Source organism: Bacillus sp. FSL L8-0199 (genome assembly GCF_038005705.1).
GTDB classification, from domain to species: Bacteria; Bacillota; Bacilli; order Bacillales; family Bacillaceae_G; genus Bacillus_A; species Bacillus_A cereus.
This window is the reverse complement of sequence record NZ_JBBOTS010000002.1, coordinates 105,561-130,213: the sequence shown is the minus strand read 5'-3', so window position 1 is coordinate 130,213 and position 24,653 is coordinate 105,561. Positions and strand designations below refer to the sequence as shown.

Below are 24,653 nucleotides of genomic sequence, written 5' to 3'. Positions count from 1 at the left end.
GTCACAGTACTTCATGATAGTAAGTCAATTATGTCTTCTTTCTTGTTAACATTGGTTGGAATCTCAATATCTAACTCATCAGCATACTCACGTAACTGTTTCACTGTCATACCATTAAAGGGTTCTACCACTACCGTCTTATCAGGCTTACTTGATAAGTCCATGCCCAAGACCATACTTTCAGGATTAACAGTTACTTCGAATCCCGGTTCTTCACCAGTAGGAACAAATAGACTTCGCTTTTCTTTTTAATCCCAATACTCCGTATCTGATATTATTTTTCTGATTTCAGTAATCAATTACTCTACACCACCATGCTATTTTTATATAATAAAAAGCACCTATTAATATAGGTACTTTAATTTAGTGAATATTAGTTTTACAGCTCCAAATATTATAAACCCCACCATAATAAAAATAGCAGGTTGCTCTAACAATATCGCAAGTGCATTTAATAACATCTCGATTTTAGACATGTAATCACCTCCTATATTTAATCATACAGTAAGAAATGTTACAAACATCTTTAAATCCATTTATAAAAATATTAATATTCCGTTACAGTTCTTTACATTTAAAAAGCACTCCCTAAGGAATGCTTTCAACACACATAAACACTAACCTTATAAACCTAGCTTTTCACCAAATGTTTCACGTAGGTAATCTTCTAAGATTACTGTTGTAAATTTTCCATTACGACCTAGGGCAAATAACTCTCCATTTTGTACAACAATTGTATACAGGAAAGTAACTTCGCCATTAATAATTTTTGTAACCTCAATTGTATTGTTCTCGTTATTAACCTTTGTATAAGATTCAATACCATCTATGTTTATACGCGAATATATATAACCCGCACCGATTTTAAAATTATGATTCTTTACAGTTCCTATCCCTTTTTCCATTAACAGTACATAATCAGAAATGAGCTTACTATGTCCATCCGTGATGATTTTCTCGTCTAAATCCTCTCCTAAAAATCTATTGCTTTTTTAATAAATTCAGCTTGAAAATCCAATTATTCCACGACCATCTCTACAATTAATATTGGAATTTTAAACTAATATTAATTTTTTGTCTAAGTTGTAATCTAAGTACGCGATTCGTTCCTCTAATTCCTATTGTACTTTCGATACGTAGGCAATTGTAAATCTCAATTTTTAACTACATTATAAAATTGTTTGGGTTATTAACAACTAAATGTAAAAAAGCTTTTATATTCCTGCAACATTGCTGAAATCTGATTTCTGATGAACGTTTATTTTACTTTCTACTTTTTGAGTAAGTAAAATGTAAATACCATAACCTTCTCACTTCATTACATGATGATTATAATGCCACTCAAAATAAGGTGCCGTTTCTTCCTTCCAATATAGACAAGACTTGTTATCATACTCTCCAAGTAATGCACCTACACGTCCCTCATAAGGAACAGCATTATCCATCATATCCGTACGCCTAAAATAACCAGAAGAATCCACTACAAGGAGCCCTTTTTCAAACAACATATCACACCCTAAATAACAAAGTGGCATAACCACATTGACATCTAGTTTTTCCTCATTTGAACAGTGCGAACGCTTTTTTATATGAGCCGTTGCAATAAAATCTGGTGATAATTTCGTTTGGCAGCAACCGCATACCACCGCTTTCTCACCATTGAATAAAAATTCCCTTAGCAAACTTTGTTCAACACGATACTTACGCTTCGTATCACGGTTAAGTTCCTTATTATTCTCTAGTGCTAACAATGCTTTTAAAATCTCTTCACGTGAGCGCTTCTCACTAGATGCTTCCAAAATAGCAGCATGCGAGTCTACATATTCACCTTCAAGATCAAATGCATCAATAACCTGCAAGCTCTGTTCATGACTTAATACACGGAAACCCATCACTGGGAAATCCTCCGATTTTCCATATACAACCTCATTAAATCTTACAACCGACAAGTTATATGGATGGATATCTTGTAGTATGTAAACGTGCTCGAAAATTGGATCTCCCCATAAATGTTCACTTAACCCAGGAGAATGCAACTTATACGCAACGATGGCCCGGTTATAAAAATGCTTATCTTGATAAAATAGCACAAAATCACCAAGTTCTAACTTATCATACTGCTTTTTCGTTGCATCATTTGCACCTGACTTCACGCCCCAAACAGCGCACTTCCCCTCAGGAAAAATTGCCCGTAAATCCGCAAGCTCTTCTGCCTTCACATATTCCGCAAATTCTTCAACATCACGTAACTGACGAATCGTATTTTTAAAATTAGTTCGTGCCACTTTATCGCTTGTTGGCTGCAGTACAACATTGAAATCTCCATAAGTAGCAAGTCCATTATGGGTAATCTCCATCACTGGCGTTGCATCCTTCTTAATAACACTAATCGTATCTGCTGTTAATGGGTTCACTAAGTACTCCTGTGATACCTTATAATGATTTGCAAGTCTTTCCAAATGTTTTTTTGGAATCGTACCTTTCTTCGTCCATAACGAAACCGCCTGAGTCGAAATACCTAGAATTTCCGCAACATCCTTATTCTTTTGACCTTTAACATTCATTAAATAGTGTAAGCCTGTCATTACTTGTTTCATTCCAATTTCTCCTTCACAAAATACAGGTAACGGTGACCAAAAGATTACTCTTTTGACCACTATTATGTTTAAATTAATTTTAATAAAGCTGTCGCTTTTTCATCAATAAAAACTTCCAAACGTCTTAAAACATTTTTTTTCAATTCTCCTCGTGTGATTTCATTAACCTCTGGTGTAAGCAAATTGATTTTCGTTAACGAATCAACTGAACAGAAATATAGATTATTAAAGTTACGACTATCATCCGATGGAGAGTTCCATAGCAAACTTGCCACTTTTGGATTGTGAAAGCCACACTCAACTTCCGCACGTAAAAAATAACACCAATCTGTGTAAAACCATATATCAAACCCCTTGTTAATCATCTTATATTGATTATCCGTCCACCCATAATCGTTACATCCCCATGCAAGAAAGCGTTTCGAGGGAAAAGCTTGTTCTAAACACTTATACTGCTCTTCAGTTAATGCTTTTTGTAAATCATCTAGGTAAACCGACTGAAGTATTGTACGCTTCACATTTTCCATACCACCTGTTGGTTGTAAAACTACACCTTTCTTCTTACTTCCTACTTCTCCATTTTGATATAATTTCATTATATATTACCTCCAAGTTTTTATTTATCACATTAATTCTTTACATGCTAATATATCGAATTATTTGATACAATTGATTTGATTATTATTTAAACTTGTTTTTTTCAAGTTTATTACCACCTATACGAAACCCTTATATACTACACATTAAATTGTTCATCTATCAAAGTCAAATATAAAATTTAGTTAATTTTTGTTCCCCAAATATAAAAACATCAATAAAACCCTATTAAATCAGCATTAAAAATGATTTAATAGGGTTTTATTTTTTTATGCCCCAATTGAATTATAATGTGGATATCTTTAAAAACTTTAAAATATCAAGTTTTTGTATATATAATAAAAATTCAAGATAGGGCTATACCAACATTCTTCCTTTAAATTTACATATATAACAAAAACGTTTCTTTTTTATCACATCGATTATTTTTCTATCCCTTAATTTCGCAGTATATCCAACCACTTAAATAGAATGAGTGTTAATGGTATAAATTCCATTATCAGATGAAAAACCTAATCGATTGAAATTGAGTTATGTATATAATCATCCAACCGAATTCTTATTTTTCATTTCTATAGTTCATCATATTTTTTATTTTTTCCAAACGCCTTTTCTACTGGATATTTCTCTGCATTCTTGCGTAATTTAGCATGAACTGCCTCTTCTAAATCAATATTTAATTTATCACTTAACATAAGCAAATAAATCATTACATCCGCTATTTCTTCCTTCATTTCTAGCATTTTTGTTTCTGTCGCTTCTTCACTTGACTTCCATTGAAAGACTTCAAGCAATTCTGATGCTTCTAAGTTTAATGAAATGGCTAAATCCTTAGCATTATGAAACTGACCCCAATTTCTCTCATCTCGAAATTTTATTACTGCCTCTTGTAAATCTTGCATTCTATTAATCGCCTCTCTATCCCTTACTATTTTTTCACATAAAACTCAACACATATAGAACCTCTTCTAATTAACCATAATCCAGATATAGTCATCCTCATATTTAATATTTAATTTTAAGCGAATTCCCTTCATATAAACTTCTAATTGTTTTATAAGGTCCTCATCATCAGGTTGATCATATCTATCTAAGTTTAAATATAACTTAAACAGATTTCCATTCGTTAACTCAAACTCCCATTTTAAAAAGTTATGTAGCATATTTTCTTTATTCATATAATTATTTGCTTCCATATAATCTAGCAATTCATATAAATTATAGTATACTAAGCTACTTGGTTTAAGACCTTCACATCTTGGGCAAAATTCTCTATATCTGTCTTGTAATTGCATAATCATTTCTGTTCCACATTGATTACAGTTATACATATAACACCCTCCTCTACTAGATATCCCAATTTCTCTTCCTTATTACCTGCCCCTGAAATTATAAATTATACTATTTTATTTAATAAATATTCCTTATTCAACTTAAAGTATAATTTATTCTCCAGGTTAATTTCTATATATTTAAAATCCCCCTTCATAAAAGAACATACGCTCTTTTATGAGGGGCAATCACAGTGTATGACTATTCCATCCTAACTAATAAAATCATCTTATGTGTAGTTCTATGAAGTTTTTACGCTTCAGTAAGTTGCATCAAAATGGGATTAGACCCTATGCATACAAAATTAGCAGTAGTCGGTGATGTAAATAGAAGCGGTTCAATCGTTCTAGCCGCAACTCCACCCTTAAAAGCATTGGGTGTAAAGAAGAATGTATGGTTTGGTATTTAAGAATGTAAATCAGACTGTATTTGGTACTATGGAACATTATCCCTTATATTTTTCATTCCTACTGCTACTTATGTTATTTCTAAATTAATATGGTCATAATTAAAAAAGAGGGTGCTCGCAGCTCCCTCTTTTTTTAGATAATTAAATATGCTCTCCATGATCCATAAACACTTCAATAGTTTCATTTTGTGATACGTCTTTTACATTAGTAAGACCAAAAGTAAAAACAGCGGATAACATCATCATTAATAAGATTGCTTTTTTCATTTTAGCGCCCTTCTTTCTATACTCTTTTTGTCTGCATCTAAAGCGATGTGTAAATACTTGCTGGCTTTTTCGTGATTTTCTGAACCATAGAATATATTACCTAAAAGATAAGCATATTCTTTTACCCAATCATATAATTCTTCTTTTTCAAAATACGAAATACCTTCCATGACCAACTTTTCTAATTCTTCTTGTGGTGCATAGTTATGTACTGCTTTTAAAATTTGAAAATGATGACGATAACATAAGTCACTAATCTTATAGCCATTCTCAATATATTCATTAGCATTATGATTATGACCTAACTTAAAATGTTCTCTTGCTAAAAGAAACATCGTTTTAGCGTTGTTTTCTAGTGATTCCTCTAAATGCTTAATTGCTAACTCTGACATGTTTTGACTTGCATATAAAAGTCCTAAATTGTGCTTCACACGTTTAGTAAGACTTTCGTCATGAGATTTTTGGAAAGTATCCAATGCTGAAAGTAAATATTCCTCTGCACTTTCGAATTCACTTAAGCGAGTGTGTGCCATCCCTAAAGTATTCAAACAAGCAGCAGTTTTTAATTCATACCCTGGACTAATTGAAAATACTTCATTTGCCTTCGTAGCAAATTGAACTGCTAGGATCGGTTTTAATACGTGATAGTAATGGACTGCAAGCCAATAATTAAATTCAGCTTTTTCAATTTCATCATGCATGTACTCTAAAAACGTTTCAGCTTTTTCAAATTGCATTCTTGCTTCACTATGGTTTGCTGTATTAGTAGCATAAATTGCTTTAAATAAATGATGATAGTACTCTAAAAATGTTTCTGTAGACTCTTGTAATGGCTCAATTTTATCCAAAATATCTTTTGAACTATCCATATCACGAATTAGCAGATTATACCGTGCATTCAATAAAGCATAGTAGACTAATATTGTTTGGTCTTCCTTAATATTATTGATTTTATCTGCAATCTCTTCTTTTATTTTATTAGACTGTAATACACGTAGTGAAATTATAGCTTGATACCAGTCGTTTAATAATTTTGTGATTTCTTCTTTAGAAATAATTTCAACATTCATATACGCTACCCCCTTTTGTTAAATGTTACCACAACACACTTGTTTATATAAATAATTTTTCGAATATTAAAACTTGATAAACTTTTTTCTAATACTTATATTAAACAATGTTAATTTCAGATCTATTGAACTATCCCCACTTTAAATAATTATCTGTTAATCTTACCAATTCAATTAGTACAACAGTTAACAAGATACACAGGGAAGATTTAATTGAATAGAAAATATATTTTGAATAACTCCCTTTAAAATTAGTATCAGTATCCCTCATTCCCTCGTCTACCGATTTTAATATCCGTATTTCTTCAAGTACACATATATATGATTTGATTTTATACGAAAAACCATGAATTATTAAAAATTTAGTTTCAGATAGAATACGTAGACCATAGGAGTTGGTGTTTCTTAATCCAGAATACATTACTGGGTCTTTTTTTATTAGTACAAGATATAAATCGTCAGTTTGAATTATATAGTTGAGAAGGAATGCTTAATAAAGAAGGAGGATCATGATGAAATATCAAACAATATTTCTCTCATTAAAAAAATCGCTTTTTATCTTTATCCTTTCTTTCAGTATGTTAATTTTCACACTCCCTGCCTCTACCTTTGCACAATCCAATAGCAATGCAAACCCTGTTACAAATTACTATGTATCTCCAACAGGAAATGACCTCAATCTCGGCACATTAGATCAACCTTTCGCTACCATTCAAAAAGCTGCTAATGTCGCGAAAGAAGGAAGTACAATCTACATAAGAGGCGGAGTTTATAAACAAAAAGTTCGTGTCGCTCATTCTGGTGCCTCAGGCGCACCCATTACTTTTCAAAATTACCAAGATGAAAAAGTCATTCTTGATGGTTCTAATGTCAAGTTAGAAGATGATGGGTTATTTACAATAGAAGACAAAAACTATATTCAAGTAAAAGGATTAGAATTTCGTAACTTAAAGTCAACGAAAGTTAACGAAACCCCTATTGGTATTTATATCTCTGGAACAGGAAGTTACATTGATATTAGAAATAATTATATTCACCACATTGAAGCAAATGTTAAGGATGGAAATGCACACGGTATTGCTGTATACGGTACTTCATCTAGTGCACAAAATAATTTAAATCATATTGTCATTGATAATAACGAAGTAGCAAATTTGAAATTAGGATTGAGTGAAGCAATTGCTGTGAATGGAAATGTAGATTCTTTTGAAGTTACCAATAACAAAGTGCATGATAACAACAACATCGGAATTGTTCTGATTGGACATGAAGGTGTATCTTCAGTAGCTGCTTTAGATCAAGCACGGAATGGAGTTGTTCGTAATAACATTGTCCATCACAATTCATCCATCAATAATACTAGTTATAATGAATATTCAGCTGATGGTATTTACGTGGATGGCGGAAAGGAAATTATCATTGAGCAAAATCAAAGCTATGAAAACGACCTTGGTATTGAGGTGGCAAGCGAACATGCAGGAAAAAGCGCAAGCCAAATTACCGTTAGAGACAATACGATATCCAATAATATCATGAGTGGTATTGCAATTGGTGGATATGACAGTAAGCAAGGATATGCTGAAAATAACACGATTACGAACAATGTAATTTATAAAAATGATACAAAAGATCAAGATAGTGGCCAAATCGAAATAAATTACGATACTCGGAACAATGTAATTACCAATAACCAAATCTATGCAAGTAATAGCCGTATTTTTATTAGCAATAGTTTTAATAAAAACACTGGGAACAAACTGGATTACAATCATTACTATGGTGAATTCGATCAAAGTAATGGCTTATGGCAATGGAAAAGAAAAACGTATAAAGGATTTTCATCTTATCAAGCAATTATGAACCAAGAAGGAAATGAACAACATAGTGAATTTAGCAAATTATCCCCTTCATTCAAACTTATTTGAAAATGAAGCGAGTTTACTAAAATGACTTTATCTTAGCACACTTCAAATCCCCTCCCCTATAATGGCAAGGATGAATTAAAAATTGCAGTTTCAATTGAAACTGCAATTTTTCCATGCCTATAAAAACTCTGTATTTATTCTTTAAGTACATAGGCGTATCTATAATTATATTAGTAAGCTGCGGCTAATTCCTCTTAATATTAAGTACTAATAACTCCACAGAGATTAATCTATTATTAATTCAGGAACAAGTATATTAAAAATATGAACCTTATTTTTAGTATTTCTTTTTATATTTAATAGCTCCTTCTCCAATATGAATAAGCAACTTTTATTATCCCTAAAGAAATAAAGAAATATAAGAGGATATTCACAAATTGTTCTGCTGTAATATATTGAAGTATGTTAAGGAGAAATAATATAACTATTCCCAGATAAAGAGTATTATATAAAAAATTAGTAGTTTTATACTGAATTTCTAAACCTCTCTCATCTCTTGCTTCTTGGCTTTTTTGAAATTTAAACATATATAATTCACTTAAGCATGATAAAACTATAATAATAATTACAGCATACTTTATAGATTCCATTTGTTTATTCCTCCTTAAATTCAAAAACTTCCTCTAATGGTTTTCCAAAAGCTTGAGCTATTTTAAATGCAAGAATTAAAGAGGGATTATATTTATTCCTTTCCATAGAAGCGATAGTCTGTCGACTAGCACCTACTCTCTCTCCTAAATCTTGCTGTGTCCAACCTTTTTCGGCACGACAAACAACTATCCGGTTGTTTAACAACTATCTCCACCTCCCATAAATATTTTATCCTATTTTTAACATTTTGAATATAATCTTTAACATATTGTTCGCTATTTTTTACATTTTGTTAAAAATACCATATGGGGAACATTGAATATTTGCAAGAAGTTGTCTCTTCAAACGACTAGTATTCTAGGAAATTACAACTAAAGAAGTTGCTGTTTCTTTTATTCCCTTAAAAACTGAATCGCTTTGCGGTACTTCTCCAATCTTTTTAGGTCTTTATCTGTTATTCTAGCTAGTCTTGAGCGATCAGAATTATGTTTTAAGTCTGCAAGTTTAACTGTGCGGGCAAGAGAATTTTCTTTTACTCTGCTCAGATACTCAAAATAAGGCGTGTATTTCTCTTTTGTCAGTAGCTGCACTGCCTCAACTACATTATGAGGTATACCAGCATTTAATAAATCAGTAGCTGTTATCTCAGTATCTTCCAGAACATCATGCAAATAAGCAGTAGCCTTCTCTTCGTTCGTATTTACAAAGCTAGCAACCGCCTCAGGGTGTTTGATATAATCCATACCTGCTTTATCTACTTGTCCAGCATGGGCTTTTTTGGCTATCTCATGAGCTATCTTTATATAATCAGGTAACATCTCAAAAACTCCCTTTCTTTAAACAAAATCTCCCCCTCTAGCCAGCTATTCTAAAAGTGAAGGAGGAAAATATTGATATAATCCCTTAGCAAATCATTGGAATTCATCTTGAAACAAAAAATTTATAAAAAATGCCATCCTCTCTGTATATTTCTACAAAAAGAATAGCGTTTTTTGGTTATACGGATACATTTTTATTTTAATTTGAATTACACCCTTTTCTCTTACGGGTATTTACTATATTAATGAAGAAAATTAGTCCGAAGATAAGGAATAAAAATGGGTGTACCCATGTTCTAAAATTAACAAGACTTATAATAAACATTATAATGCAAAGGATACAACCTATAATATCAATACTAAAAGATAACTTCCCCTTTATTTTTTTCATTTATAACTATTCCCTTCCAGATGCCACCTTTAATTTATAATTCTCAATATAATAATAACATATGTTTCGATTTTTAACTTTTTTACATTTAATTACTTTTTTGGTTCTGGTGCAACAAATACCTGTATTATGTGCACCAGGGTAGCAAGATAGCAATTACCGATGAAATTAAAAGTAAATCTGAACAGGTTGAAGAATCCATTACAAAAAAGCTAACGAAGCAAAAATAAACAACATATAGATTTGAATTATATTTCTCAACAACCAAAATTACTTAATGTGGTAAAATAATAATTGGATTGGCATCCAATACCATATTACGTTGGTTCAAGTCGCAGAAAGGCACCTTAGGGTGTCTTTTCTTTTGTTTGAAACACATTCTGCCAAAATACCTGTATCTTTGTTCAATTACGACTCATATAATCCAACAAACTTCGTATATATAATTTGTTACCCTAAATGGGTTGACAATACGAACCGTTATAGGAGGATTTTGTGAATGGTAAAAACAGCATGTGTAAGTATGATTACTGGCATTCTTTTAATATGTTCAACAGGATGTGCCACTCAAACTGATTCTATTACAGCTAAAACTCAATCAATAGATGATGGCACATATACAACAAAAGAGATCACAGACGCATTTCCTGTAGGAACACCCATAACTACTTACATTCAAAAAGAAGAAAAACTTAACGTAAAACATCTCACCAATATTTCACTTACAGATGGTGGCGTCGGTAGAGTTCTGGAAGCAACAGATGGTTTTGTTGTTGTATGTGGGAATGAAAAAGGAGTTTTTGATGTGTTAACGTTTAAAACTCTGGAAGATGTAAAGAAATATGAACAGAGTTTAAAGCGATAATTAATATCCTCCTTATGCCTTTTACACAGACATTGTCCTCTTGCTCTTGCTATGGCCTTTTCTAAGTACAGTATAATTGCGTCATGAATACACACACGTTATAATAGTCACCTAATTACATATTAAGAGGTGCAGAAAATGAATAAAACTGAATTAACAAAAGTAGTAGCAGAAAAAGCTGAACTTACACAAAAAGATGCTGCAGCAGCAACACAAGCATTATTAGATACAATAACAAATGCGTTAGCAACTGGAGAGAAAGTACAGATTCTTGGTTTTGGTACATTTGAAGTACGTGAAAGATCTGCACGTACAGGACGTAACCCACAAACAGGTGAAGAAATGCAAATCGCGGCTTCAAAAGCACCTGCTTTTAAAGCTGGAAAAGAATTTAAAGAGGCAGTGAAATAATTACACATAGTCAAAAGGCTTTCCACACCCCAGCTTTGCCCCCTACCCTTCGCATATCCTGTTTTGGCTAGCTAATCTGGTTTGTTAAGGGGGGAAAAGAGAAGGAGGGCAAAAAAAAGAATCCTTTAAAAATCAGGATTCTTTTTTTTGAAGTATCGCCTATTGTAAAGTATTTTTATAAGAATGTGTAGTAGAAGGTTATAGCAAATCCGATTATAAAGAGTAATGATACGAGGAGATAAACTCTTTTTTTGTTATCTTTTGCTATTATTTTATCTAGTGTATTGAACTACCCCCACTTTCACTTCGTTTAGAAGTGAGGGATTCCTAAGTAAAGAGTTCTATCGAACTCTAATTGATTAGGCTAACCCCGCAGTCCTTGCGGTTAGAAGCCTTATCGCTTCATTCTTTAGATTGATACTTGCGTTAATATCCCTATCATGGTATGTACGACAAGAAGGACAGTTCCATTCACGTAGGTTTAGATTTTTAACGTCTTTATTTTGATATCCACAACAGGAACATAATTGGCTGGAAGCAAATGTTTTCGATACGACAATGACTTGTTTGCCATACCATTTTGCTTTGTATTCTAACATTGATCGAAATTGCAACCAAGATACCTCACTAATTGCTTTTGCTAACTTATGATTTTTTAGCATATTCGATACTTGCAAATCCTCTATACCGATAACATCGTGGTTTTTGATGATTTCAGTTGAGATTTTGTCCAAGTAATCTTTTCTAGCATTTGATATGTATTCATGAATTCTAGCTACCTTTACTCGTTGTTTATTCCAGCGAGAAGATCCTTTCATTCTTCTAGAAAGAACACGCTGTGCTTTCGCCAACTTATCTTCTAATGATCGGAAAAACTTAGGATTTTTATAGTGTGTTCCATTTGACAAAATAGCGAAATCTTTTAGTCCTACATCTATTCCAATGTAAGAATGTGTTTTCGGAAGTTCTTGTACTTCTGTTTCAACTAATAGTGACACAAAATATCTACCAGCAGGGTTCCGTCTAACTGTAGCATTTACAATACGTCCCTCTACTTCACGACTTTTGGCAAATCGAACAAGGCCTAGTTTCGGTAACTTTATTTTGTTCCCTATAATGGCAATGTTTTCATTTGTTTGTTTTGTGGTATAAGATTGTACGTTGTTCTTCTTAGATTTAAAGCGCGGTGCGCTGTTTTGTTTTTTGAAAAAGCGTGTATAAGCATCCGCAAGGTTGCGAACAGACGACTGAATCGCAATACTATCCACTTCTTTTAGCCAAACAAGCTCTTTCTTCATGGCAGGTAGTTTGGCAGAGCATGTACCATAGGTCAAGCCTTTTCCTGTCTCTTTGTATGCTTGATCCCATAAGGATAGGAAATGATTGAATACAAAGCGAGAACATCCAATCGTTTTGTTGATTAGAATTGCTTGTGCCTGATTTGGATAGATACGAAACTTATAGGCTTTATTCATCATTATTTGATTCACCTCCATTTCGGTATATGACTATTATACACCAAACGTACATTCGATAGGTAGTGGAGTAACACTTTCTATATGTCGAACAATTAAGATGGCTTCCTGCCATCCCTTGTTCGAACCCAATTCATCTCCCACCTACTCACTGAACTGTGACCCTTCACGCTCCTTGAGGAAGGAGTCTTCTTGGCTAAAATGATAAAAATACCAACAATACCTGCGATTAATGCGAATTTAGAGAATTCAGATGGATATGTGAAGGCAACTACTGCCAAACAAGCAATAATCAATGTTAGTCTATAAAACAGTATTCCTTTAGACATTTCCATTTGAGGAATCACACCCTTCTTTTTATATTTGACTAGCAGCGCAACCAATTGCGTAACCAGCTAGACATCCAAGACAACCACCACATGCACCTTCGCAAGCCCATTTAGCCCATTGAGGCATAGTTTTCCAGTTGTTTTTAATACAACGTTGAACATCTTCCCAGTAACCTGCTTTTGCATTGTTTTCTTTTAAGATTGATTCACTTTTTCCATCAGTGAATAATTTCATCTGATTAAGTTTTCCATCTTTTGAATTTAGGTCTAAAGCCCCTACATTTTCACCATTTCCATAATAGAACAAAAAATTAAAATTTTTAATATTTTTATAATGATTGTAATATGTTGTTAACTTAGAGAGCTTTGATATATTCCATTTTTCATTTATTCAAAAATCAGATTATAAAAAAACACCTTCAAGAATGAAGGTGTTTTTTTCTTATAAGTCAGCGTGTGTTTGTAATAAATAATCTGGTCTTGCTGGTGCACCTCCACCGTCTCCTATATTTACAGCTTGATTTTTAAAAGAGTCGTTTAGCCCTAACGATAGGATACTAATTAAAGATATTCCAAGTATAGTTAGATAGATTTTTTTCATTATTTTAACGCTCCTTTTTCTAATTCATTTTTTTGAGCTGTATTGCTCATGTAAAAATATTGACTTGCTTTGTTATGGTTATTTTCTTCATAAAACTTTAGAGCTAAGATATCAGCATATTCTTTTACGCATTCCCATAGTTTTTCTTGTTTGAAATAAGTAATACCTTCTGAAATAAATATTTCTAAAGTTAATGTAGGGACATTGTTGTTGAGGGCTCTTAAAATTTTAAAACGATGTTGGAATTCTTGATTGTTAAAATCGTTACTAAGTTTTAATCCTTTTTGAATTAGTTGATCGCTGTAATTATGGTCATTTATCTTATAGTATTCATATGCTTCTACGAAAAATGCTTTGAAATGGTTTGGATTGTTCTTTGTTACTTCAGATACATGACGAATCGCGAGTTTAGATAAATTTTGTTTTGAATATAACCAAGCTAAATTATGTCTTACCATAAGGATAGAATTTTTATGGTTATTTTTTTGGAATGTGTCTAGTGCCTTATTAAATGACTCCTCAGCTAATTCGAAATGTTTTAAATCAATACAACACAGACCTATAAAATTGTCACATAGTGCTACATTTATTTCATAACCTTCATGTTTTAAAAACTCTTCTTTAGCTAATTTTATATAATCAAGAGCTATTACTTGTTTATAGATTTGATAATAAAAATACCCCATTCGATAATTAAATTCAGCATGTTCTATTGGATCAGGGATGTGTATTAATAGTTCTTTAGCTTTTTCATAGTGTTCACTTGCTTCAGTGTAATTGGATGTTAAAGTAGAATGGAATGCTTTAAAGAAGTGATAATAATAAGCTAGGAAATCATCTGCTGGAGTTGTGAAATTATCCATTTCATCAAAACTGCTTTCGTTAATACTTATCCAATCTGTTAATGCTTTGTATCTAAAATCTAATAAAGAATAATATAAGAGTACGTTTTGATTTTCCTTGACATTGTTAATTTCATTTTCTATATACTCTTTTAATTGTTTTGCTTTAACTAATTGTTGTTTTAACATGGATTGATACCAGTCGTTTAATAATTTTGTTATTTGTTCATTTTCTAGTTGAACACTCATAGAATCTTCCCCTTTTCCAAAATTATCTATATCTAATGTAAAACCATGGTATCATGGTATTACATTAGATTAACCTTTAAATAAGTTGATATATATAATTTCGAATATTCTGTTCATTTTACCTTTAATTTTATTGCGGCCTTTATTTAGTATGGTTTTAGCAAAAAAATACTAATAAATCCAGGGCACATTTATGGACATAATGAAGGATATTACATACGTTTATCATACACCTATGCTTTAATTTTACATTTATTAAATTTAATATATTAATTAATAGAAATCATCCATACACTTTAATGTTAGGTCATTGCCATCAAGTTAAGAAATTCATTATCCTAAAAATGAAAAAAATGATTTGTCATAAATTGGTGTAGAGAGATAAAAATTTTCTTTTTGTGGGTATGTTAAAATTTTAGCTTGATGGACATATGTCACGCCCCCTATTACTGATTGTTGTTAGAACTGCTGCTCCCACAAGAAGAATATCTGAAAAAATTATTTTAAAACAAAACCTCTTTATAAAAGAACACAAGCTCGTATATAACAGGAACAAACGTTCTTTTGTTTAGGAAGGAATAACAGTGTATGACTATTCTATCTTACCGAATAGAATCATCTTATGTGTTGATTTACGTAGCTTTTACGCTTCTATAAGTTGCATCAAAATGGGGTTAGATTCTATGTATACACAATTGGCAGTAGTCGGTGATGTAAATAGAAACGGTTCTTTCGTATTAGCTGCCACTCCCCCATTAAAAGAATTGGGAGTAAAGAAGATGGCCAGATTATACGAGATTCCTCGAAGAAAAGACATTCTTGTTATAAATCCGATTATGGGAACATACATTAAATGCTCTAATTACATAACAAAGTTAGCTTTGCAGTACGTTCCTATTGAAGATTTTCACCAATATTCCATCGACGAGTTCTTCATGGATATTACGGATAGCATTCATTTATTTACTAACGATCCCTATGAATTTGCGTTGAAATTTAAACGTGAAATATATGCAAAAACACAGATCGAATGCACAATAGGAATTGACCCTAACCCTTTAATGAGCAAAATAGCTTTAGATATAGATGTAAAATAAAATAAATTTACGTAAACATGTTTAAATCATTATAAAGGAGCATAAAAGAATGCAAGAGGTTCAAATAAGAAAGAATGCAGTAGGAGCAATTATTCATAATGATATTAAAAACTATCCCTATTTAAATATACCTATGGTTATTAAAGAGAAAGATGGACAGATTTATGAAGTTATAAACACTGGTTTTCACACTAATAATGCAGTAAGAATGATAACAACGGACGATTTTGCTACAACCAGAGTAAATACACCGATTGTAACTGTAAAAAACAGTGATGGTAATATTCAAGTATACCGCTTGCCTTTAGAATTGGAATCTTGGGTAATTTCTTGTATGCAGGCTGCTTCTGCAGGAAAAATTTCATTTCCATGTAAAGTTTCCTTTGGGATTATAGATACAAAATATTATGTTGAATTCATTTAAAATTAGAATACATTTAACATTTGATGTAAATAAAGACGGAACACCAACATTTTGCAAATTCTGTACGTCAAGACTAAATCTCTTAATCAAACCATATTTTATTATACGTACCAAAACTAATTACCAACAACAAAATAGCCTAAAAAATATTAAACATTCTTTATTAACGATATTATTAATGTCAAATAAAAAAAGAAGAGAGAAAACATTCTCTCTTCACCAATAATATTTTACAGAGTAAGTAGGGTAAAAAACTATATAGAGATGAACCACGAAAATACTTTACCTAGTGAATTATATCATAAATCACTCTAAAAAATACATATCACATACAATTTTGTTTTATTTATGACAAAATTGTTAAATATTTGAATGCAGAAAGGCTTTATATCTAAATGAATAGAAAGGTGTTGGTGTGGTAATAAAATTTAAGGAGGCTTTCTATTATGTTTTCAAAAAAACAAAAATTATTAACAGTAGTTACAACATTAACATTAGGGTGCGGATTTACTTTTGGCTTAACACCTGCTTCTGCGGATACAGCCAATAACACTTCTCCAATTAAGGAGGAACAGGTACGAATACAAATACCTTTCACGGGCTATGTTATTTCAGCAGACGATAATTACTTAATTGTTGCTGATACTTTTACGAAAGAAGAAGCACTTTATTATCAGAATAATTGGTGGGAGCTAGTTTCCCAAAATAAAATTTTAAGAGTACCTGTATCCAATGGTGAAAACTACAAATTAGGTGAAAAATTAAACGTATACGCTGCTGCTTGGACTTACTCTTTACCACCAATCGCTATAATGCCAACAATTGAAAAAGTAGTTGATTAAATACTGCTTATCTAATAAAAGAAACATTGCCCTAATTAGAGCAATGTTTCTTTTCCTCATTTGACATTAGAAATTGAAATGGATGAGAACAGATTTGGAACGCTATTCTCAAAAGCTAATGTAAAGGAAGGGATTAGTTCATGTATTCTTTCTTGCATTGGTTTCTTATCTACTTCTCCAAGTTCGTTCAAAAGTTCATTCTCTTCTGAAGACTCATCTCCATTGATTAACATTCTTAACATATCTGAGTTAATGATTTCATGAGGCGAATGAACTAGCCCATTCATCATTATATATTTTTGGAGCATGGATGAATTACCTTCATTTGCTTGCTTTGCAGCTTGTTTAAGATATAAATCAAAATATTTCTGTGCAAATTTCACACCTTTTAGTGGAACGGTTCCTACATGCTCAACACCTTTCCAACGTAAATCCGCAATTGAACTCAGCCACCATGCCGGCTCAATAGCCTGTTGCATACGTTGCAGCACCTTGCGTTCGAATCCAGGTTTATGAGTAGAATGTTCCTTTAAACAAGTATCTAACATTTCAGCTTCAATAGCAGCTACGGTCATCCCCTGTCCATAAATGGGATCAAAGTTACAAAAAGCATCACCTAACACTAATAACCCAGATGGCCAATTTTCCATTTGTTCAAAATGTTGACGAGTTGACTCCTGCGCTCTAAATCCTCTTGGGACACTAATTGGTTCTAACTCTTTAATTAACTCCCTCATCATAGGGGTAACTAAAGAATCCAGTTCTTTTTCATATTCTTTTGAATTTGTTGGTGGATAGTGCGTACCTCCAGCAACAAATAGTAGCGCTTGAGCTATGTTATCTTCAATATACAATAACCCTACAGCACCAACTTTTTTAGCAGGATCTCCTTCAGAAATTGCACTCAATTTCTCTTTGATATGTGAAGGTACTTTATAATATCTCGTGCTATATCCAAAATTCACCTTTAAACGTTCTGGTTCTGGAACATCATAGCCCATAGATGTCAGCCATTTATTGAGTTTAGATTGACGACCACATGTGTCAACTACCAAATCGGTTAACACAGTTCGCTTTGTTTTTAATTCGTCTCGTTCTTGAATATGAATTCCAATAACACGCTTGTGATCAGACGAAGCTAAAAGGCCTTTCACCGCTTGCTTTGAATAAAAATGTACATTCGGAATTTCTTGCACACGTTGGCGGATTGTCCATTCTAACAATGCTCGACTGCTTGCTGCACCTTTTCGTTCTATAACTAGTTCCAGTGCCCCATACGGAGAAAATCGAATCATTTTATCATTCTTGACATTATGGGCCCCAAAATTTAATAAATCATCAACATATCCAGGAAAGAAGCGGTTCATAATTATTTCTCCGCGTGGTAATACACGATGAGGATGAAAGTCTTGAGGTGTACCTGGACGTTCAGATGGTTTTTGAGGTAACTCATCTTTTTCAACAACTATCACTGTCTCAAAATAACTGGAAAGCACGCGTGCAGTAAGTAAGCCTGCAATACCAGCTCCAATCACAAGTGCTTTTTCTCTTTTTTGCTGTTGATATGGTAATTGACTATCCATCAATAATCTCTCCTCTTTCTAAAAAGTATGTTTGTTCAGCATGAATCTATTAATTTTTTCAAAAAAATCAGAATAAATAAATGATGATTCTTCATTATTTTAGTAAGGAGCCCGTTGATATAATAGTTCATATAGGGAAACAAAAACAGATACATTTCAAAACACTACATTCCCCCCTATTACAAGTGAAAAATAATTAACGTAACCAGTAGTATTGTAGTATCTAATAGCACCGGTCTTAAATAGTTTGTTTTTCCGATTATCAATGTGTCAGTAAATCCAGCACATTTATCGTTATACTTTCAAGCTCAGTTCTCTTAAAATATATATGTTTATATTTTTTAGATATACGATTTTAAATCCTTCTGAAAACCCAATAGACAAATGCCCCGATATCATTATATTAAAGAGTTCACCCTAAATTAGTAATATGTTGAAAAACTCACTTTAGCCAACAGGTGCTTTAATTAAATACCTTTATTATCTCTGCAAAGGTATTTAAATTTCAAATACGTTTTTCAATCCTTTGAATCCAGTAAAATAATTCATTTAAATAATAAGATTTCACTGCATAATAGAATACCTAAAGCGCTGTGGGTATTTCATTTCATTATGCCCCTATTGGGATCTGCCTTCATCATTCATATTATTAAAATTACGTTAGTCCAAGTCAGAAAAAGTACACTTAAATGAGTATCTTTTTAACAAAATTCAAGTTCATATAACCTGTATAAATGCCCACCGCTTATAATAGTTTTTTTAATACTGCTTTATTCCCCCTTTAATATTTTTTATAATTTGCACCTTAAATGTATCACTTTTATTACCCTTATAAATATTTAGGGTTTTTATAAATATTTATTTGATTTTTAGTAATATTAGGATTCTATTTTATCTAATAGAAACTAGAGGGTTTGAGAAAAGTATGTAATAATGCATAATAAATCAATCAGATATTATGATATACTTTCAAAGAGCTGATACAAAATTTCTTTAGATTGGAAAACTAAAGTCTTATCTACCTATTTGTGGGGACGTCTTATGGCGCCTTTTCTTTTTTAATATAAAAAACCCCAAAGCATTCATATGCTTAAGGGTTTATCAATTGAAAGGTAGAGCTGTTTGGAATTCCTTAAATTAAGAACAAAGCGGGATTACTCCTAAACCAATTAATAAAGCTGCAGCAAACGCTGGAATTGGCGCAGGAATCTCCGATACCTTCTACAACTAAAAAGTATTGTCCATTTACTACTTTAAAACAAAATAATTGTATGGCTAATCCTCCCTTATGTTAGGATTAATACATTATATTAGACAATCCCGTTATTGATATAATTAAATAGTTTATTTTTTAGAAAATGTGTAATTTATCAACTTTCAAGGAAAACACATTAATTTATCTTTCCCTTATTTTCAAAAGGACCTGCTCAATTCACACATAAAAACATAAGGTAAATTGAACCCATTAAAACACATGGAATGACCCCTATTCTTTTTCTCTTATCTAAAGGAGGAACTATTATTATGGGATATGGTGGTAGTTGCGGCGAAGGCTGCGGTTTTGCTGGAGGCTTTGCTTTACTCGTTGTACTCTTTATACTATTAATCATTATCGGATGCAGTTGCTTCTGCTAAAAAACTATTAGAAAAGGCACCTTAGGGTGTCTTTTCTTTATGCGTAAGAACCTCGCCATCTTATGGAAATGGCGAGGTTCTTATCTATATTATTTATTATCTTGTTCCAGATTTTTATCAAGATTAGAATTACTATCATTATGGTAACGTTGGTAGTTCTCTTCATGTAGCCTTTGTTGTTCTTGTTCAACTTTATTATCATGATCAATCATCTTAATAACAAAAAATAATATTACGATTACAAACACTATAAATGGGATGAGAGCAGTTTTAGAAAGCTCCTTTAAATCCTCTTTTGCTTGTTGCTTTTCTTCTCCTGTTGAAAAGAGATAAGCAAATAAAGCTATTATAAATGCAAAAAAACCGAAGAGTATTTCTACAACTGCAAAAATAGCATCTAACATTACTTATGTATCCCCCTAATATAACATATATGTATTACTAATTAACCAATAATTCCCTTACACATTATATCAGCTAGAATACATGGAAGTATAATAAATTATTTGTATAGTTAATTTTATTAATTAATATGCATTACTATACGATAATTCGAATCGTCGGAAGACCCCTTAAGTTTTTTTTATGGAAAAATCCCCACACATTGTGTAGGGGCCTTGTTTTTCTTACCATTTAATTTTTGTTGGATTTAACTTGGAAATATATCCACGTACTAATTGTTTTTTGTTACTGTCATAGATACCGATATCACCAGAGAAATTTTCCCAATATTCCCCTAAATAGTCTTTTGATGGTGCTTTCAAATCTACATTTAATCCCATTGCCCCAAAACTTGCCACTTGGCGCGCTGCTATGTCGCCTACTTGTTGCGCTCGTTCTTTCGTTGTTCCAGCTGGAACGATAACAACAATTCGAGTTAGACTGTCTTTTGCTTCAATATGAACGTCTTGCGCCTGTGCAGCCACCTTTATTCCATCCTTTGCTGTTTGGATGCCTAAATGGCTTAATTTCACATCTTTATTACGCGCTCCTTGGCCTTGTGCTGTCATCGATTGTTCCACTTTTTCTTGTGTTTGTGCCTCATTTAACCCGCTGGCTTTCGGTTGTTCAACTGATGTTGACTCTGCTTTTTGTTCTTCTTTAACTGTTTCTTTTGCTACATTTTCATGCTGTTTTGACTTATCCGTCGATTGTTGCACAGTTACTTTCCTATCTTCTTGCTGCTTTTCTGCCTGAAATGCTTTAATTTTTTCTTTTTGTTCCTCTTTCTTCACCTCTTGCTCTATTTTCGCTTCTTCAGTACCACACGCTGCCAATAATAAACCTGCTACAATTGTTAAACCTGCTAATTTAATTGCTTTTATAATAAATACCGCCTTTTCATAATTTAATTCTTTCATCTGTATAAACGACCTCAGCTACAAATATTAACTTTGTACCACATATCTGGATCATTTAAATGATAACATATTAATATTCAAATTTTTTATATTTAAATATTAATTTTATAATCTATTTTCAATCAAAACAAATTAACCTTCGCATAAAACGTGGAAGTCATTCTTTTAAATCGATAGTGATAAGGTACCGCCACATCACCATCAAGCTAACAGAACAGATTACCCTCTAAGCGAAAATTTTGTGGCTTTTTTAGCGCGGAAGTTCATTATTATCGTTTTTTATGTTCCTTAACTTGATAGAGGTGTGGTGGATCCCTTTTTTAGAAGTAAATACTTCTAAAACCTTGAAGTATTTGAAAATCAATTTTATCTGCTTTTGTCCTTTGAATTATAAAATCTAATCCATTTTTGGTATTGTCCGCATATTTAGGCATTGCTTCAAGAGTATCTGTCAATGGTTTGTTGAAATCGTCCCAATGTATTGGAATAACAAGCTTCGGTTGTACTTTTCGTACAGTTTGCTTGTAATACGTATTTTGGAAAGTACTTTCCTGCTTTCCTAATACCCCTATTCCTAAAAACAAGACATCAGCTCGAATATCATCTAATACTCCTTCTATATAGTTAGCACTTGGTTTAACAAGGAAAGTTTTATTATTATGTGTAATCAAGTAATCATAAGAAGAGTCTTCATGATAATCTAGGGCTTTAGCAGGTTGTTTAAGTGGCTTTTTTATTTTTTCTCCTTCATCAAAGGTTGGTGAATGTTTCGATGGAAGGACAGTAACAGTAAAATCACCAAACTTCATAGCCTTATTTACTTCATATACAGACATCTGGTTCTTATTTATATAACCACCAATACCTATGTTAATTGCTGATTCTGAACCATATACATGTGTTCCAGTTCGTTTAGCTATATAAGCTAAATCAAACGCATGATCATAATGTGTATGTGCAATAAATAATCCCTTAAGTTTATTATTATCAACCCCTATTTGATTAAAAGCTTTATCCACAGTATCTTCATCTGTTTTTATATTGCTGAACAACATTTTTGGTAAGGATGGCCTAGAAATAAAACCATCAATCATTAATTGTGTATTTCCATCATCAAATAGTAAAGATGATGTTCCTAAAAATGTGACCTTTACCTCACCTTGATTCAATACTTTTTGTGTTGTTTTTGGAGCATAATACTCCTTGTATTGTTGAATATCTGCTGAAGGTGTTAAAAACTTGTAATAAACGAAAATAGAAGTAATTATTACTAGTACTAGTAATCCTATAAAAAACACCCTTAATTTTTTTCTTAATGTGTATTTCAAAAAACATTCTCCTTTCTAGACAAAAAATATTATTGTTTGCCTGTGCTAAATCCTCCTACTTGAGGCTACCACAAAGTATCTATAAAATTTAAAAAACGCCATCCTTTCCTATGATTCTACAGAAAGAATAGCGTATTTTTTCTTTTTATGGATACATTTTTTAGCTCAATAACGATGGGTTGTTACCTCGAATATAATTATTTTATTTAAATGTCTCTTTTAAATTTGTTTCATATCTTTTCATAGGTTGGTATACAAGAACGTGTAGTGATAAACCTATCACTGCAGCAATGTTTAAAATAATACTTATAATCATTAAAGACCCTTCTATAACTGGAGAAAAGTATCCATTCGTACTTAACGTAGAAGAACTTATACCAAGTAGTAAAATCACTATTAGTAAAGGTAAGTTTTTAACCAATTTGAATCCCCCTTTAAATGTAATATCTTTATATTATTATATCACACACTAGTTTATGTAATTACTATAAGATAGTTATCTATGGGCAATTTCACATGTTTTTTTGTTACAAGTTAGCACGAAATTTTGTTCTGGAGTATTATAAAACTTCCGCTTAATGGCGATGTGGTTCTATCCCATCGCTATCAAGCTAAGAAATTCATTGTACACCCAAACGAAAAAAGATGAAAAAATAATAAAAAGCTTATCATTAAGTGCTAAAAGATAAGCTTTTTTGTGTATACTTATTAAATTTTATTTGATTTCTTCCATGCTAATACTGTAATAAGATATTGAATACCAAATAGGAAAGCAAAAAGTATAATAAATCTTGCTATTACTGATAACCATCCAACGAAATCTTCAGGTAAGTTATATTTGTATGTGGTAGCACCTATTGCGACAAAACATAAAATAAAGGTATTACTCATTTTTTCTTTTAACTTTTCATTTAATTGTTCTTTATTATTAATATCTGTTTCATAAATACCAGTCAAAATAGATTTAATAAAAAAGAATATCATATAAAAAATTATAATGGCTAATGAAGCAGCCCATTCTAAAAATGGACGGTGTAGATATGCTCCTCTTATTATAAAATCAACAAAAGCTATAAGTAGGACAATAATTCCAGATTGAGCCCAAATTTTCATTTCAATTTGTTGGATTCTTTCATCTGGGTGTGTACTGAGTGAAAACCATTTTTTTAGTTTTTCCATTTTAAAATTCCTCCCAAAATAATTTATCTAAACTTTTATCTAGTGTTTTAGCTGTATGAATGCAAAGTTTTAAAGAAGGGTTATAATTATTACTTTCAATAATACTAATGTTATGTCGTGTAACATTTACAATATTGAACAACCCTTGTTGGGTCAGACCTTTTTCAACCCTTGCAATCTTCACTTTACTTAAAGACATTAAATACACCTCACTTGTAAAGATAACTTCACACCATAAATCTTATATTTTATATATTAAATTATTAACAACATTAATGCAATATATATTTTACATTTAGTCATGTATAGGTTGCAAATTCCTGTGTTTTTGTATCTAAAACTATCCTACAAATATAAAAAAATTCTTTCTGTAGAATCATAGGAAAGGGTGAATTTATTATATCTGTTTCTATATATAATAAATTAGAAGTATTT

General features: G+C 31.8%; 28 protein-coding genes and 3 pseudogenes. 8 read left to right on the top strand and 23 right to left on the bottom strand.

Annotated features, from left to right (window positions below; all coding sequences use genetic code 11):
- Positions 1-11: 11 nt before the first annotated feature.
- The 7 genes and pseudogenes from NST86_RS28775 to NST86_RS28745 form a co-directional block, all read right to left on the bottom strand.
- Positions 12-299: pseudogene (locus NST86_RS28775) on the bottom strand (hypothetical protein).
- Between the two features lie 45 nt (positions 300-344).
- Positions 345-476 carry a hypothetical protein gene (locus NST86_RS28770; protein WP_277996105.1) on the bottom strand — a complete coding sequence of 44 codons (132 nt, stop codon included), beginning with the start codon at positions 474-476 and terminating at the stop codon, positions 345-347.
- Between the two features lie 147 nt (positions 477-623).
- Entirely contained in the window at positions 624-926 is a 303-nt protein-coding gene (locus tag NST86_RS28765) for a DUF3942 family protein (protein WP_253703360.1), read from the bottom strand.
- A gap of 384 nt (positions 927-1,310) precedes the next feature.
- Complete coding sequence (locus NST86_RS28760; protein WP_061663311.1) at positions 1,311-2,597, bottom strand: helix-turn-helix domain-containing protein; 1,287 nt, start codon at positions 2,595-2,597, stop codon at positions 1,311-1,313.
- Positions 2,598-2,665: 68 nt separating this feature from the next.
- Entirely contained in the window at positions 2,666-3,193 is a 528-nt protein-coding gene (locus tag NST86_RS28755) for a hypothetical protein (RefSeq protein ID WP_340934997.1), read from the bottom strand.
- Positions 3,194-3,766: 573 nt separating this feature from the next.
- Positions 3,767-4,096 carry a nucleotide pyrophosphohydrolase gene (locus NST86_RS28750; protein WP_061663309.1) on the bottom strand — a complete coding sequence of 110 codons (330 nt, stop codon included), beginning with the start codon at positions 4,094-4,096 and terminating at the stop codon, positions 3,767-3,769.
- Between the two features lie 66 nt (positions 4,097-4,162).
- Positions 4,163-4,525, bottom strand: coding sequence for a hypothetical protein (locus tag NST86_RS28745; RefSeq protein ID WP_061663308.1), 363 nt, complete (start codon positions 4,523-4,525; stop codon positions 4,163-4,165).
- 194 nt (positions 4,526-4,719) lie between these two features.
- Between NST86_RS28745 and NST86_RS28740 the strand changes: the two are divergent.
- Positions 4,720-4,914: pseudogene (locus NST86_RS28740) on the top strand (DNA repair protein); the annotation flags it as partial.
- A 162-nt stretch (positions 4,915-5,076) separates the two neighbouring features.
- Here the strand turns inward: NST86_RS28740 and NST86_RS28735 are convergent.
- Both NST86_RS28735 and NST86_RS28730 read right to left on the bottom strand, forming a co-directional pair.
- On the bottom strand, positions 5,077-5,202 hold the full coding sequence (locus NST86_RS28735; RefSeq protein ID WP_000709205.1) for a hypothetical protein: 126 nt from the start codon (positions 5,200-5,202) through the stop codon (positions 5,077-5,079).
- Positions 5,199-6,272 (bottom strand): Rap family tetratricopeptide repeat protein, encoded by a 1,074-nt coding sequence (locus NST86_RS28730; RefSeq protein ID WP_340768403.1) that lies wholly within the window; start codon positions 6,270-6,272, stop codon positions 5,199-5,201. Before NST86_RS28730 ends, NST86_RS28735 begins: the two co-directional genes overlap by 4 nt.
- A gap of 512 nt (positions 6,273-6,784) precedes the next feature.
- Between NST86_RS28730 and NST86_RS28725 the strand changes: the two genes are divergently transcribed.
- A complete protein-coding gene (locus tag NST86_RS28725; RefSeq protein WP_061663389.1) occupies positions 6,785-8,197 on the top strand; it encodes a right-handed parallel beta-helix repeat-containing protein in 1,413 nt (470 codons plus the stop codon).
- A 296-nt stretch (positions 8,198-8,493) separates the two neighbouring features.
- Here NST86_RS28725 and NST86_RS28720 read toward each other — a convergent pair whose 3' ends face one another.
- From NST86_RS28720 to NST86_RS28710, 3 genes are all read right to left on the bottom strand, one after another.
- Positions 8,494-8,787, bottom strand: coding sequence for a hypothetical protein (locus NST86_RS28720; RefSeq protein ID WP_061663387.1), 294 nt, complete (start codon positions 8,785-8,787; stop codon positions 8,494-8,496).
- Positions 8,788-8,791: 4 nt separating this feature from the next.
- Complete coding sequence (locus NST86_RS28715; RefSeq protein WP_000933886.1) at positions 8,792-8,992, bottom strand: helix-turn-helix transcriptional regulator; 201 nt, start codon at positions 8,990-8,992, stop codon at positions 8,792-8,794.
- Between the two features lie 188 nt (positions 8,993-9,180).
- The gene (locus NST86_RS28710; protein WP_061663385.1) at positions 9,181-9,606 is read right to left on the bottom strand and encodes an HD domain-containing protein; all 426 of its coding nucleotides are present in this window, start codon (positions 9,604-9,606) and stop codon (positions 9,181-9,183) included.
- A gap of 890 nt (positions 9,607-10,496) precedes the next feature.
- On the opposite strand from NST86_RS28710, the gene NST86_RS28705 reads away from it, so the two are divergent.
- Both NST86_RS28705 and NST86_RS28700 read left to right on the top strand, forming a co-directional pair.
- Positions 10,497-10,862 carry a hypothetical protein gene (locus tag NST86_RS28705; protein WP_000241080.1) on the top strand — a complete coding sequence of 122 codons (366 nt, stop codon included), beginning with the start codon at positions 10,497-10,499 and terminating at the stop codon, positions 10,860-10,862.
- A gap of 138 nt (positions 10,863-11,000) precedes the next feature.
- The gene (locus tag NST86_RS28700; protein WP_001043942.1) at positions 11,001-11,273 is read left to right on the top strand and encodes an HU family DNA-binding protein; all 273 of its coding nucleotides are present in this window, start codon (positions 11,001-11,003) and stop codon (positions 11,271-11,273) included.
- A gap of 359 nt (positions 11,274-11,632) precedes the next feature.
- Here the strand turns inward: NST86_RS28700 and tnpB are convergent, their stop codons facing one another.
- The 4 genes from tnpB to NST86_RS28680 form a co-directional block, all read right to left on the bottom strand.
- Positions 11,633-12,751, bottom strand: a complete 1,119-nt coding sequence (tnpB, locus tag NST86_RS28695) for an IS200/IS605 family element RNA-guided endonuclease TnpB (RefSeq protein WP_086414111.1) — start codon at positions 12,749-12,751, stop codon at positions 11,633-11,635.
- 354 nt (positions 12,752-13,105) lie between these two features.
- Positions 13,106-13,312, bottom strand: coding sequence for a hypothetical protein (locus tag NST86_RS28690; RefSeq protein WP_228161275.1), 207 nt, complete (start codon positions 13,310-13,312; stop codon positions 13,106-13,108).
- Between the two features lie 207 nt (positions 13,313-13,519).
- Entirely contained in the window at positions 13,520-13,678 is a 159-nt protein-coding gene (locus NST86_RS28685; RefSeq protein WP_000725639.1) for a Phr family secreted Rap phosphatase inhibitor, read from the bottom strand.
- On the bottom strand, positions 13,678-14,769 hold the full coding sequence (locus NST86_RS28680; protein WP_061663255.1) for a response regulator aspartate phosphatase: 1,092 nt from the start codon (positions 14,767-14,769) through the stop codon (positions 13,678-13,680). Before NST86_RS28680 ends, NST86_RS28685 begins: the two co-directional genes overlap by 1 nt.
- Positions 14,770-15,353: 584 nt before the next feature.
- On the opposite strand from NST86_RS28680, the pseudogene NST86_RS28675 reads away from it, so the two are divergent.
- The 3 genes and pseudogenes from NST86_RS28675 to NST86_RS28665 all read left to right on the top strand — a co-directional run.
- Positions 15,354-15,863: pseudogene (locus NST86_RS28675) on the top strand (Y-family DNA polymerase); the annotation flags it as partial.
- A 52-nt stretch (positions 15,864-15,915) separates the two neighbouring features.
- Positions 15,916-16,290, top strand: a complete 375-nt coding sequence (locus tag NST86_RS28670) for a hypothetical protein (protein ID WP_001158653.1) — start codon at positions 15,916-15,918, stop codon at positions 16,288-16,290.
- 446 nt (positions 16,291-16,736) lie between these two features.
- A complete protein-coding gene (locus NST86_RS28665; protein ID WP_000491768.1) occupies positions 16,737-17,132 on the top strand; it encodes a DUF3221 domain-containing protein in 396 nt (131 codons plus the stop codon).
- Between the two features lie 56 nt (positions 17,133-17,188).
- On the opposite strand, the gene NST86_RS28660 is transcribed toward NST86_RS28665, so the two are convergent.
- Positions 17,189-18,715, bottom strand: a complete 1,527-nt coding sequence (locus NST86_RS28660; protein ID WP_061663253.1) for an FAD dependent oxidoreductase — start codon at positions 18,713-18,715, stop codon at positions 17,189-17,191.
- A 1,524-nt stretch (positions 18,716-20,239) separates the two neighbouring features.
- Between NST86_RS28660 and NST86_RS28655 the strand changes: the two genes are divergently transcribed.
- Positions 20,240-20,350, top strand: a complete 111-nt coding sequence (locus NST86_RS28655; RefSeq protein ID WP_000540371.1) for a YjcZ family sporulation protein — start codon at positions 20,240-20,242, stop codon at positions 20,348-20,350.
- Between the two features lie 89 nt (positions 20,351-20,439).
- Here the strand turns inward: NST86_RS28655 and NST86_RS28650 are convergent, their stop codons facing one another.
- The 6 genes from NST86_RS28650 to NST86_RS28625 all read right to left on the bottom strand — a co-directional run bounded on the left by NST86_RS28650 (position 20,440) and on the right by NST86_RS28625 (position 24,417).
- Positions 20,440-20,754: a hypothetical protein gene (locus NST86_RS28650; RefSeq protein ID WP_061663109.1), complete on the bottom strand. Its 315-nt coding sequence runs from the start codon at positions 20,752-20,754 to the stop codon at positions 20,440-20,442.
- Between the two features lie 222 nt (positions 20,755-20,976).
- The gene (locus tag NST86_RS28645; RefSeq protein ID WP_061663108.1) at positions 20,977-21,711 is read right to left on the bottom strand and encodes a DUF874 family protein; all 735 of its coding nucleotides are present in this window, start codon (positions 21,709-21,711) and stop codon (positions 20,977-20,979) included.
- A gap of 320 nt (positions 21,712-22,031) precedes the next feature.
- A complete protein-coding gene (locus NST86_RS28640) occupies positions 22,032-23,039 on the bottom strand; it encodes an MBL fold metallo-hydrolase (RefSeq protein ID WP_061663107.1) in 1,008 nt (335 codons plus the stop codon).
- 202 nt (positions 23,040-23,241) lie between these two features.
- On the bottom strand, positions 23,242-23,460 hold the full coding sequence (locus tag NST86_RS28635) for a hypothetical protein (protein WP_000240396.1): 219 nt from the start codon (positions 23,458-23,460) through the stop codon (positions 23,242-23,244).
- Between the two features lie 287 nt (positions 23,461-23,747).
- The gene (locus NST86_RS28630; RefSeq protein ID WP_000413129.1) at positions 23,748-24,218 is read right to left on the bottom strand and encodes a DUF6773 family protein; all 471 of its coding nucleotides are present in this window, start codon (positions 24,216-24,218) and stop codon (positions 23,748-23,750) included.
- 1 nt (position 24,219) lies between these two features.
- A complete protein-coding gene (locus NST86_RS28625; protein WP_061663106.1) occupies positions 24,220-24,417 on the bottom strand; it encodes a helix-turn-helix transcriptional regulator in 198 nt (65 codons plus the stop codon).
- Between the last annotated feature and the right edge of the window lie 236 nt (positions 24,418-24,653).

What these genes read in the sequence shown, in the direction of transcription:
- NST86_RS28770 (WP_277996105.1), bottom strand. Translation starts at nt 476, where the DNA reads ATGTCTAAAATCGAGATGTTATTAAATGCACTTGCGATATTGTTAGAG.
- NST86_RS28760 (WP_061663311.1), bottom strand. Translation starts at nt 2,597, where the DNA reads ATGAAACAAGTAATGACAGGCTTACACTATTTAATGAATGTTAAAGGT.
- NST86_RS28755 (WP_340934997.1), bottom strand. Translation starts at nt 3,193, where the DNA reads ATGAAATTATATCAAAATGGAGAAGTAGGAAGTAAGAAGAAAGGTGTA.
- NST86_RS28750 (WP_061663309.1), bottom strand. Translation starts at nt 4,096, where the DNA reads ATGCAAGATTTACAAGAGGCAGTAATAAAATTTCGAGATGAGAGAAAT.
- NST86_RS28745 (WP_061663308.1), bottom strand. Translation starts at nt 4,525, where the DNA reads ATGTATAACTGTAATCAATGTGGAACAGAAATGATTATGCAATTACAA.
- NST86_RS28735 (WP_000709205.1), bottom strand. Translation starts at nt 5,202, where the DNA reads ATGAAAAAAGCAATCTTATTAATGATGATGTTATCCGCTGTTTTTACT.
- NST86_RS28730 (WP_340768403.1), bottom strand. Translation starts at nt 6,272, where the DNA reads ATGAATGTTGAAATTATTTCTAAAGAAGAAATCACAAAATTATTAAAC.
- NST86_RS28725 (WP_061663389.1), top strand. Translation starts at nt 6,785, where the DNA reads ATGAAATATCAAACAATATTTCTCTCATTAAAAAAATCGCTTTTTATC.
- NST86_RS28720 (WP_061663387.1), bottom strand. Translation starts at nt 8,787, where the DNA reads ATGGAATCTATAAAGTATGCTGTAATTATTATTATAGTTTTATCATGC.
- NST86_RS28710 (WP_061663385.1), bottom strand. Translation starts at nt 9,606, where the DNA reads ATGTTACCTGATTATATAAAGATAGCTCATGAGATAGCCAAAAAAGCC.
- NST86_RS28705 (WP_000241080.1), top strand. Translation starts at nt 10,497, where the DNA reads ATGGTAAAAACAGCATGTGTAAGTATGATTACTGGCATTCTTTTAATA.
- NST86_RS28700 (WP_001043942.1), top strand. Translation starts at nt 11,001, where the DNA reads ATGAATAAAACTGAATTAACAAAAGTAGTAGCAGAAAAAGCTGAACTT.
- tnpB (WP_086414111.1), bottom strand. Translation starts at nt 12,751, where the DNA reads ATGATGAATAAAGCCTATAAGTTTCGTATCTATCCAAATCAGGCACAA.
- NST86_RS28690 (WP_228161275.1), bottom strand. Translation starts at nt 13,312, where the DNA reads ATGAAATTATTCACTGATGGAAAAAGTGAATCAATCTTAAAAGAAAAC.
- NST86_RS28685 (WP_000725639.1), bottom strand. Translation starts at nt 13,678, where the DNA reads ATGAAAAAAATCTATCTAACTATACTTGGAATATCTTTAATTAGTATC.
- NST86_RS28680 (WP_061663255.1), bottom strand. Translation starts at nt 14,769, where the DNA reads ATGAGTGTTCAACTAGAAAATGAACAAATAACAAAATTATTAAACGAC.
- NST86_RS28670 (WP_001158653.1), top strand. Translation starts at nt 15,916, where the DNA reads ATGCAAGAGGTTCAAATAAGAAAGAATGCAGTAGGAGCAATTATTCAT.
- NST86_RS28665 (WP_000491768.1), top strand. Translation starts at nt 16,737, where the DNA reads ATGTTTTCAAAAAAACAAAAATTATTAACAGTAGTTACAACATTAACA.
- NST86_RS28660 (WP_061663253.1), bottom strand. Translation starts at nt 18,715, where the DNA reads ATGGATAGTCAATTACCATATCAACAGCAAAAAAGAGAAAAAGCACTT.
- NST86_RS28655 (WP_000540371.1), top strand. Translation starts at nt 20,240, where the DNA reads ATGGGATATGGTGGTAGTTGCGGCGAAGGCTGCGGTTTTGCTGGAGGC.
- NST86_RS28650 (WP_061663109.1), bottom strand. Translation starts at nt 20,754, where the DNA reads ATGTTAGATGCTATTTTTGCAGTTGTAGAAATACTCTTCGGTTTTTTT.
- NST86_RS28645 (WP_061663108.1), bottom strand. Translation starts at nt 21,711, where the DNA reads ATGAAAGAATTAAATTATGAAAAGGCGGTATTTATTATAAAAGCAATT.
- NST86_RS28630 (WP_000413129.1), bottom strand. Translation starts at nt 24,218, where the DNA reads ATGGAAAAACTAAAAAAATGGTTTTCACTCAGTACACACCCAGATGAA.
- NST86_RS28625 (WP_061663106.1), bottom strand. Translation starts at nt 24,417, where the DNA reads ATGTCTTTAAGTAAAGTGAAGATTGCAAGGGTTGAAAAAGGTCTGACC.